The sequence below is a fragment of the Streptomyces sp. NPDC006798 genome (genome assembly GCF_040635975.1).
In the GTDB taxonomy this organism is placed as follows: domain Bacteria; phylum Actinomycetota; class Actinomycetes; order Streptomycetales; family Streptomycetaceae; genus Streptomyces.
Genome location: NZ_JBEYIS010000027.1, coordinates 94,336 through 103,517, shown reverse-complemented (window position 1 = coordinate 103,517; position 9,182 = coordinate 94,336). Strand labels below are relative to the sequence as shown.

General features: G+C 72.2%; 4 protein-coding genes. All 4 read left to right on the top strand.

Annotation, left to right across the window (positions count from 1 at the left end; genetic code table 11):
- Positions 1–242: 242 nt before the first annotated feature.
- Complete coding sequence (locus ABZ714_RS20030; protein ID WP_358826597.1) at positions 243–2,456, top strand: tetratricopeptide repeat protein; 2,214 nt, start codon at positions 243–245, stop codon at positions 2,454–2,456.
- A gap of 210 nt (positions 2,457–2,666) precedes the next feature.
- A complete protein-coding gene (locus tag ABZ714_RS20025; RefSeq protein WP_358826604.1) occupies positions 2,667–3,617 on the top strand; it encodes a LysR family transcriptional regulator in 951 nt (316 codons plus the stop codon).
- Positions 3,618–3,627: 10 nt separating this feature from the next.
- On the top strand, positions 3,628–5,211 hold the full coding sequence (locus tag ABZ714_RS20020; RefSeq protein ID WP_358826596.1) for an NAD(P)/FAD-dependent oxidoreductase: 1,584 nt from the start codon (positions 3,628–3,630) through the stop codon (positions 5,209–5,211).
- A 496-nt stretch (positions 5,212–5,707) separates the two neighbouring features.
- On the top strand, positions 5,708–9,182 hold a 3,475-nt coding region (locus tag ABZ714_RS20015; protein WP_358826595.1), incomplete at its 3' end, for a GDSL-type esterase/lipase family protein.

Genomic DNA, 9,182 nt, shown 5'->3' with positions numbered 1-9,182 from the left:
GCCCGAGACCAGGGCGCCCAGGACGGCGCCGATGGACTGGGTGGCCGCGAGTCCCAGTACCAGACGCCCCGGGTACGACCGCAACCCGTGCCGCGCGCCGACGCCGCACACCCGCGACGCGGCCCCGGCCCGCACACCCGCGACGCGGCACGGGGGCGGCCCGTACCCACGCCCCGCCCACCCGGCCATACTGGTCCGGCAAGGGGGAGCACGGAGCACACCGACGGGGGCGACCGAAGGCGATGGCGGAGACCAGGCTGATCCAGGGCCGGTACCGGCTGCTCGATGTGATCGGGCGCGGCGGGATGGGCGAGGTATGGCGCGCCCAGGACGAGGCCCTCGGCCGGAACGTCGCCGTCAAATGCCTCAAGCCGATGACCCCCCATCACGACACCGCCGTCACCGGCGTCCTGCGCGAACGCTTCCGCCGCGAGGCCCGGGTCGCCGCCGCCCTCCAGCACCGGGGCGTCACCGTCGTCCACGACTTCGGCGAGGACGACGGGGTCCTCTTCCTGGTGATGGAACTCCTCGACGGACGGAACCTCAGCCAGCTGCTGGAGGACAACGCCAACCATCCGCTGCCCGTCGCCGAGGTCGTCGACATCGCCGTCCAGGTCGCCGGAGCCCTCGCCTACACCCACGACCGGGGCGTCGTCCACCGCGATCTGAAACCCGCGAACATCATGCGGCTCACCGACGGCACGGTGAAGATCTGCGACTTCGGCATCGCCCGCCTCGGCCACATCGCCACCACCTCCTCCCGGCTCACCGGAACCGGGATCGCCATGGGCACCCCGCACTACATGTCGCCCGAACAGATCGGCGGCGGCCGGACCGTCGACCACCGCAGCGATCTGTACTCCCTCGGCTGCGTCCTCTACGAGATCGCCACCGGCGTCCCGCCCTTCGACGACGAGGACGCCTGGGCCGTCCTCGTCGGACACCGCGACACCGTCCCCCAGCCGCTGCGAGTCCACCGCCCCCAGATCCCCGACTACTTCCAGAGCGCCGTACTCGACCTGCTCGCCAAATCCCCCGAAGACCGGCCCGCCCACGCCCGCGACCTCGGCCGCCGGCTCACCCCGCCCATCGGCGAACCCACCCCGGCCGCCGCGCCCGACGACGCCGGTCCCGCGCCGCTGCCCGCCTGGCCGGTCTGGGGCCGCCGGATGACCGGGGGCCACCGGGCCACGGCCACCGGGCCGCGCCCCCTGCCGCCCGACCCGGCCGCCGGACTCACCGGCGAATGGACCACCGGAACCGCCGCCCGGCGCGCCGTCGCCCCCCGGCCCGTACGCCGGGAACGGCCCACCCCGTTCCCGGAGGCGCTGGCCGTCCTCGCCAGCCGCCACAGCGCCGGACTCAGCCTGGGCAGGCTCGGCCGCTGGGAGGAGGCGGGCGAGGTCCACCGCTCCGTCGCCGCCGAACGCGAGCACACCCTGGGCCCCGACCACCCCGACACCCTCGCCAGCCGCTACGAGGTCGCCTTCACCCTCAGCCGCACCGGCCGCGCCGAAGACGCCCTCCGAGCCTTCCAGCAGGTCGCCGACGGCCGGGAACGCGCCCTGGGCGCCGACCACCCCGACACCCTCGCCGCCCGGCAGGAGACCGCCTACGTCCTCGGCCAGCTCGGCCGCCATCTGGAGGCCCACGACGGCTACACCGTCGTACTCGCCGCCCGCGAACGCGTCCTCGGCGCCGACCACCCCGACACCCTGCGCTGCCGCCACAACCTCGCCTTCAACCTCAACCGGCTCGGCCGGGTCGAGGACTCCTTCCGGATGGCGGGCGAGGTCGCCGCGGCCCGGGCCAGAGTCCTGGGCGCCGACCACCCCGACACCCTGGTCAGCCGCTACGAGGTGGCGTACGCCCTCGGCCAGCTCGGCCGCTGGCCCGAGGCGCTGGCCGCCTACCGCGAGGTCGTCGCCGCCCGGGAACGCGCCCTGGGCGCCGACCACCCCGACACCCTCGCCGCCCGCTACGAGGTCGGCATCGGCCTGGGCCGCCTCGGGCACGGCTCCGAAGCCCTCGACCACTACCGGGACCTGGCCGCCGACCGGACCCGGATCTCCGGCCCCGACGACCCCGAGACCCTGCGCGCCCGGCACGGCATCGGGGTCAATCTGGGCCGGCTGGCCCGCTGGCCGGAAGCCCTCGACCAGGCCCGCGACATCACCGCCCGGCGCGAACGCGTCCTCGGCCCCGACCACCCCGACACCCTCGTCAGCCGCCGGGAGATCGCCGTCGCACTCGGCTGGCTCGGCCACTGGCAGGAAGCCCTCACGGCCTATACGACGGTGGCCGAGGCCCGCGCCAGAGTCCTCGGCGCCGCCCACCCCGACGCCCTCGCCAGCCGCAACGACGAGGCCCACTGCCTGGAACAACTCGGCCGCCACGACGAGGCGATGGCCCTCTACCGCCGCGCGGCGTCCCTCCGGGACGGCCGGACGGGCTGAGCGCCCGTGCCGGTCCCCGGCCGTGCCCCCGCGCGGGCCGAGGCGCGGCGGGGCCCGCGCGCCTCTGGACGGACGGACCGTCGGCGGCCGTCCGCGCCCCGCGCCCCCGGCCGCCCCTGAACCCGCCCCGACCACCCCCGGCACCGGCCGGGGATCGTGCGGGGCGGGCGCCCGGGGGCCTAAGCTCGGGACGTGCTCGACGTGAGGCGTATGCGGGTGCTGTGCGCTGTGGTCGCCGGAGGGTCCGTCACCGCGGCCGCCGCCCGGCTGGGATACACGCCGTCCGCCGTGAGCCAGCAGGTGGCCGCGTTGGAACGGCAGACGGGGACCGTACTGCTGGAACGGGCCGGGCGCGGTATCCGGCCCACCGCCGCCGGACGGCTGCTGGCCGAACACGCCGTCCTCATCGGACGGCAGATCGCCGAGGCCGAGACCGCCCTCGCCGACCTCAGGGCCGGACGCACCGGACGGCTGGTGGTCCGGTACGCGGCGGGCTGCGGCGCCCCCCTGGTCGCCCCGGCGCTGGCCCGGCTGCGGGCCGCGCACCCCGAGGTACGGATCGACATCGCCCCCGACATCGCGGTCGGCGACGACGCCCTCGCCGACGTGGCGCGCGGCCTGGTCGACCTCGCCGTCGTCGCCGACGCCCCCGGACTGCCGGGCCCCGCGGGCGGCGTACACGGCGTACCCGAGGGGGTTAGGCTCGAACATCTGCTGGACGACCCCTACCGGGCCCTGCTGCCCGCCGGACATCCGCTCGCCGCCCGCCGGGTCGTGGACCTCGCCGAACTCGCCCGCGAGCCGTGGATCGTCTCCGCCGCCCCCGGCCCCGGCCCGGCCCGCCGCCCCTACCCGTACACCGCGGCCGGGACCGCCCCCGACGTCGTCGTCGGCGGCGAGGACCACGCCACCGTACAGAGCCTGGTCGCCGCGGGGCTCGGGGTCGCCATCGCCCCGGCGCTCGGACTCGGGGCCCGCCACCCCGGGATCGCCGTCCGCCGGATCCGCGGCCCCGAACCCGTCCGGCCGCTGCGCGCCGCCGTCCGCAGCGCGCCCGGCGGCCACCCCGCCCTGCTGCTCCTCCTCGACGCCCTCCGCGGCACGGGCACCGGTACCGAACCCGGGCCGCCGGGGGTCCCGCGCGCGGCCCGGGCGGGTTAGGGTCCGCCTCATGGACGTACCGCCCGTACCGCCCGTACCGACGCCCGGACATCCCGGACGGCCCTCGCGGTCCGCCTATGACGCCGTGATCGTCGGCGGTGGCCACAACGGCCTGGTCGCCGCCGCCTATCTGGCCCGCGCGGGCCGCTCCGTCCTGCTCCTCGAACGGTCCGCGGCCACCGGTGGCGCCGCCGTCTCCACCCGGCCGTTCACCGGCGTCGACGCCCGGCTCTCGCGGTACTCGTACCTGGTCTCCCTGCTCCCCGACACCATCGTGCGCGACCTCGGACTCTCCTTCGCCGTACGGAAACGGACGGTCTCCTCCTACACCCCCTACGACGGCGGCGGGCTGCTCGTGGGGGCCGGACGGACCAGGGAGTCCTTCGCCGCGCTCACCGGCGGCGACGGCGAGTACCGGGCGTGGCGCGACTTCCAGGACCTCACCGGGCGGATCGCCCGCCGGGTCTTCCCCACCCTGACCGAACCGCTGCCCACCCGGGCGGAGCTGCGCGCCCGGATCGACGACGACACCGCCTGGCGGGAGCTGTTCGAGGAGCCGGTCGGAGCCGCCGTCGAGCGGCGGTTCCGGCACGACCTGGTCCGGGGCGTGGTCCTGACGGACGCCCTGATCGGCACGTTCGCCGACGCCCACGACCCCGGCCTGGCCCAGAACCGCTGCTTCCTCTACCACGTCATCGGCGGCGGCACCGGCGACTGGGACGTCCCCGTCGGCGGCATGGGCGCCCTCACCGACGCGCTCGCCGCCGCGGCCCGTACCGCGGGCGCCGAGATCGCCGTCCGGCACGAGGTCACCGCCATCGCCACCGACGGCACCACCGCCGAGGTCGGCTACCGTACGGCCGACGGCGACGGCACCGTCGCGGCGCGCCACGTCCTGGTGAACGCCGCGCCCCGGGAACTGGCCCGGCTGCTCGGCGACCAGCCGTCCGGACCCGCCCCCGAGGGCGCCCAGTTCAAGGTGAACATGGTGCTGCGGACGCTGCCCCGGCCCAAGGACCCGGCGGTCGATCCCCGGCACGCCTTCGCCGGGACGTTCCATGTCTCCGAGGGGTACGGACAACTCGCCACCGCGTACCGCGAGGCGGCGGCCGGACTGCTGCCGACCGCCCCGCCGTCGGAGATCTACTGCCACACACTGACCGACCCGTCGATCCTCGGCCCCGGCCCGGCCGCCCGCGGACTGCACACCCTCACCCTGTTCGGACTGCACACCCCGGCCCGGCTGTTCACCGCCGACCACGACCGGGTCCGGGCCGAACTCCTCACCCGTACCCTCGCCGAACTTGACTCCCATCTGGCGGAGCCGATCGCGGACTGTCTCGCCGTCGACGCCGACGGCGAGCCCTGCCTGGAGGCGAAGACACCCCTGGACGTGGAACGGGAGCTGGGCATGCCGGGCGGGCACATCTTCCACCGGGAGCTGTCGTTCCCGTACGCCGCCGAGGACACCGGGCGGTGGGGCGTCGAGACCCGGTACGCCAATGTCCTGCTCTGCGGCGCGGGCGCGGTCCGGGGCGGCGGGGTCAGCGGAATCCCCGGACACAACGCGGCGATGGCGGCCCTCGGCCGCTGAAGCCGCACCCGGCCGCCCCCGACGGGCCCCGGGCCGGTCCGGCCCGCCGACGCCCAAGAGCAACGAGTACCCGCGGACGTGCCCGCGCCCGGGTGAGACCGGCCCGTACGCGGTCCGGGCGGGCTTGCCCGGAGCCCCGGTACACCGCCGGCTCGGGGTGCGCACTTGTACGGAGGCCCGCGCAACAGGTTTCCGGGGTCCGGGCGTCGGTGGAGTCCACCGTCCGGGGCCGTCCGGAACGCGGTCGCGGGTGGCCCGCTGACCCGCCCCGGGCTCCGTACCACGAGACGCACGCCTTGCTGCCGGCCCCGTGAAGACCGTGGTTTTCCACGATGTCAGATGGGGGTCTGCTCTCGCATGATCATGACATCGATGCCTGCTCCGGTATCGGCCCATGCCCGGACACGGAACGAGGTCGTGAATGAGAAGACCCTCCGCACAGCCCGCCGGCCGCCTGTCGGCCAGAAGGGGACCTCTGCGGGTCCCGCTGACCCAGGTGATCTCCCTCAGCCTGCTCCTGGGGCTGCTCCAAACCCTTTTCCTGCCGGCGACGCCGGCGGCGGCCGCGGTCTCCGACCACGCTGTAGGCACCTGGAACGTCCACGCCACGGCCGCCAATCTGAATGCGGCCCACGCCGTCGTCACTCAGAAGAACCTGGCCCTGATGGCGTTGCAGGAAGTGCGGGACGATGCGCTTCCCAACACTCCCGGGACCCCCACCTCCGTCATCCCCGTCGAACGGATCGACCCCCACAGCCCGCCCGGAACGACACCGACCACTGTTAGCGTCGATCAGTCCACCTGGACCAGGGGCACGTCCACCCTCTACCTCTACCGCATCAAGCAAATCGGCGGGGGCATCGGGGTCCGCCAGAGCAGCAACCGGTCGATCGCGGTCATCTCCCGGCAGCAGCTGGCGGCGGGGGACCTGCGTGTGGTGGTGCCCCGGAAGGACCGCAAGGACAAGCTGCCGTTCCTCGCGCTGGGCGTGAAGTACGTCGACACCTGGTTCTACTCGATCCACGCCACTACCCAGACACCCCGCGGGGACAACAACGCCGACCTGCTGATCGAGGACATCAGCCTGGCGCAGGAGCAAGCCACCGACCCCCATAAGAACAACTGGGCGGCCCTCGGGGACTTCAACCGCGTCCCCATAGCCGAGGCGGGAATGGACCTGGAAAGAGAGAAGCCTCTGAAGGGAAATCTCGTCCTGGACCCGGACGAACGGATCATTAACTCGGGAATCCAAACCTCTTCGTCGGGGAACGGCGCGGAACTCGACTACATGTTCGCCAAGGGTGCCGCGACCGGGTACAAGGCGACCGGACTCAACCAGACGGGCAGCGATCACCGTCCGGTCGTCTTCTCGACGTCCAACGTGGATCCCGGCATATGCCCGGTCCCGCCCGCCCCGGCCGGTGGCTCCGGGGCGGCGGCCGGCATCGACCCCTGCCCGATGCCCCCGGTGCGCGGGGAGGCAATCGTCTCGATGGGTGACAGCTTCATCTCCGGTGAGGGTGGCCGGTGGGCGGGGAACGGCAACACGTCGGAGGCCGGGGCCTGGGGGACGGACCGCCGGGCGAAGTGTTCCCCGGGCGAGGATTGTGTGTACGGGAACACCGCGGTCGACGCTCCCGGGAACCCCGATCCTCCCGGGAAGGGCTGCCATCGCTCCGACGTCGCCGAGATCACCGGGGCGGACGTCGACGACATCCCCAGGGAACAGCGCTTCAACATCGCCTGCTCCGGCGCCACCACCGACCATGTGACCGATCAGGGCTTCAAGGGGGAACCACCGCAGGTCAGCAGACTCGCGGAGCTGGCCAGGGACAACGACATCACGCTCATCGTGCTCTCCATCGGAGGCAACGACCTGAACTTCTCCGGGATCCTCAGGGACTGCGCCATCAAGTACCTGACCCCGCTCGGGGGCACGTGCCAGGCGTCGCAGGAGGCCGCTTTCGCCGCCGCCCTGGACACAGTCCGGGGCAAGGTGGCGGCTACCCTGGGGAAGATCCGGGCCACCATGCGGGCCCAGGGCCGGAGCCCGGAGACCTACCGCCTGGTGCTCCAGTCCTATCCGAACCCCATCGCCCCGGCCGGCCAGAACCGCTACGCACAAGGGCCCGGCTACACGCGCTACACCCAGGGCGGCTGCCCCTTCCGCGACACCGACTCGGACTGGGCCGCCAACTCGGTGGTACCCAGGATCAGCGCCATGCTGCGCACGGCGGCCGGCATGGGGAACGCCACCTTCCTGGACCTTCAGGGGGCCTTCGCCGGCCATGAACTCTGCTCGACATCGGCCGCTCAGTCGACCAGCAACGCGGGGGTGACCCGGGACAGCGCCGAATGGGTGCGCTGGGTGCCGTATCTCACGGAGTTCGGCAATGGCCCGCACCAGCAGGGCCACCAGCAGGAGGCGATCCACCCCAACGCCTACGGACAGGAGATCCTCTCGGACTGCCTCACCAAGCTCGGGTCGTATATGAACTCCGCGCGGAGCTCCGCCTACAGCTGCGGTATCTCCAGTTCCGGAAAGCCATACGTGAGATCTCTGGACGGCGGCCGGGAGGGATTCGTCCGGATTCGAAATATGAAGACGAACGAAGTCCTGGACGCGCACGACAACAGCGCGGACGCCTGGGTGGTGACAGGCCCGCAGGACGACACGAAGGACAGCCAACGCTGGCTCATGCGCAATATGCCCGAGACATCCCCGGGTGTGGCCGGGATGTCCTTCCAGGCCCAGCACAACAAGCAGTATCTGACCTCGAATTCCTCCCGCTGGGCATTCCTCGACGGCGAGCCCCTGGGATGGACACACTCGGCGGGCTACGGGACCGGGGCAGCCGAGGGCGTTCTCGTCACGGATCTGCCCGACCCCACGAACACCCGCCCCGTCTCCTGCCTGATCCAGGACCCCAGTGAGGGGATCATCGGCAGGAAGTGGGTGAGCCGCAGGATCTGCGACGAGACCGACCAGCAACAGGTCTGGCGTATCGAACGGATCGAGCCCCCCGAGGAGCAGCATCATCCGGTTCCGAGGCTCGCCGTGATGCCGCTCGGGGACTCCATCACCGTCGGGGTGGGTCACTCCAGCTGCCCCACGTCGGCGGATCGGGCGAACTGCCAAGGCTACCGATTGGGCCTCGGCGACAAGCTGGTGCAGGGTGGGCACGCCGCCAGAGTCAACTTCGTCGGCTCCCAGACGAACGGCGGCCAGAAACACGAGGGCCACTCGGGCTGGACGATCGAGCAGGTTTCCAACCGGGTCGAATCCTGGATGGTGGCGGCCGAGCCCAACGTGATCACGCTGCATATCGGGTCCAACAACATCGAGCACAACGTCGACCGGGCCAACGCCCCCGCTAAGGTCGAAAAGCTACTCGACAAGATTTTCGGCGCCGCTCCGGACGTGACCGTCGTGATCGCCCCCATCGTCCCCAACAGCAGGACGAAAGACGGAGAGGTCCTGCAACCGCTGGTGGATACTTTTAACACAAAGCTGAAGGCTATCGTCAAGGACCAGCAGGACAACAAGAAACGCAAGCTGGATCTGGCCGACTTCAGCGCCATCAATAACGGCGATCTCGCGGACGGCCTGCACCCCAACTCCAGCGGCTACGCCAAGATGGCCGACGCCTTCTACGCCGGAATCAAACGGGCCGCAGCCGCCGACTGGATCACCGAAACCGTGCCCGTCGTACCGCCACCGGCCGTACCGGGTATCCCTGGTGACTACGACATCGATCTCAACGGGGACGGGAGAGCTGATTACGTCGTCCTGGGTGAGAACGGGTCCGTGAAGGCGTATCGGCATGTGTCCGGAGCGAACTGGGATCTTCTTCCGATCACCGCGCCCGGTTCGCCTCAGTGGACTCCGGAGCAGGTCCGTTTCGCGGATCTGGACGGGGATGGGAGGGCTGATTATGTCGTGTTGGGTCCGAATGGTTCGGTGAAGGCGT